Below are 1,265 nucleotides of genomic sequence, written 5' to 3' on the forward strand. Positions count from 1 at the left end.
GGCGGTCGGCGGTCTCCGGAGCCGGGGTGGACACGCTCGCGGCCGCCCACGGTTTCCGGATCCGCGGGACCACCGTCCTGGGCGACGACGTCCACCTGTGCTTGACACGACCCGGCCTGACACGACCCGCCACCGCGACCACGCCGACCGCACCGACGAGAGGACCCCGCTGATGTTCACCGGAATCGTGGAGGAGCTCGGAACCCTCGACTCGGTCGAGACGACCGGCGACTCCGCGCGCCTGCGCATACGGGGGCCCCTGGTCACCTCGGACGCCCACCACGGTGACTCGATCGCCGTCAACGGGGTGTGCCTGACCGTCACCGGCTGGGAACCGGGGGAGTACTTCGAGGTGGACGTGATGGCCGAGTCGCTCGACCGGACCGCACTCGGTGCACTGTCACCGGGCGACCCCGTCAACCTGGAACGCGCCATGCGCGCGGACGCCCGGTTCGGCGGTCACATCGTCCAGGGCCACGTCGACGGCACAGGCCACGTGATCAGCCGCGACGAGCACGAGCACTGGCACGTCGTGCGCATCTCGCTGCCGGGTGACCTCGCCCGGTACGTGGTCGAGAAGGGGTCGATCACCGTCTCCGGGACCTCGCTGACGGTCTCGGCGGTCAGTGCCGCGGACGAGCCGGAGCCGTGGTTCGAGGTGTCCCTCATCCCCACGACGCTCGCCGACACGATCCTCGGGGGACTGGGCGCGGGCGACCCCGTCAACCTGGAGGTCGACGTGCTGGCCAAGTACGTCGAGCGGCTGCTGGGCGGACGCGGTGGGGGGTCCCACTGACCCGATGCGCCATACTTGAACCCGCGCCCGCGGCCTCCGCCCGGGCCCGCCAGACCTAGGAGAACCCGCAGCAGTGACCACCTTTGACGGCATCGAGCGAGCCATCGCCGACATCGCGGCGGGACGGGCCGTCGTGGTGGTGGACAGTGAGGACCGCGAGAACGAGGGCGACCTGATCTTCGCCGCCGAACTCGCGACGCCCGAGCTGATGGGCTTCCTCGTGCGGTACTCCTCCGGTTACGTGTGCGTCGCGCTCGAGGCGGAGGACTGCCTTCGGCTGGACCTGCCGCCCATGCGCGCCATCAACGAGGACCGCCACGACACCGCGTACACCGTGACGGTCGACGCGCGCACGGGGGTCTCCACCGGCATCTCGGCCGCCGACCGCGCCCGCACCGCGAGGCTGCTCGCCGCCGACGACACCGTGCCCGGCGACTTCACCCGGCCCGGCCACGTGGTGCCCCTGCGC

2 protein-coding genes are annotated in these 1,265 nt (G+C 71.7%); both read left to right on the top strand.

What is annotated here, in order from left to right:
• The first annotated feature begins 172 nt into the window (after positions 1 to 172).
• Positions 173 to 796 carry a riboflavin synthase gene (locus G6024_RS02680; protein ID WP_067716372.1) on the top strand — a complete coding sequence of 208 codons (624 nt, stop codon included), beginning with the start codon at positions 173 to 175 and terminating at the stop codon, positions 794 to 796.
• 73 nt (positions 797 to 869) lie between these two features.
• Positions 870 to 1,265, top strand: a 396-nt coding sequence (locus tag G6024_RS02685) for a 3,4-dihydroxy-2-butanone-4-phosphate synthase (protein ID WP_182640297.1), incomplete at its 3' end; no start/stop codon positions are given.

The sequence above is a fragment of the Dietzia maris genome (assembly GCF_014144855.1).
Taxonomy (GTDB): Bacteria; Actinomycetota; Actinomycetes; order Mycobacteriales; family Mycobacteriaceae; genus Dietzia; species Dietzia kunjamensis.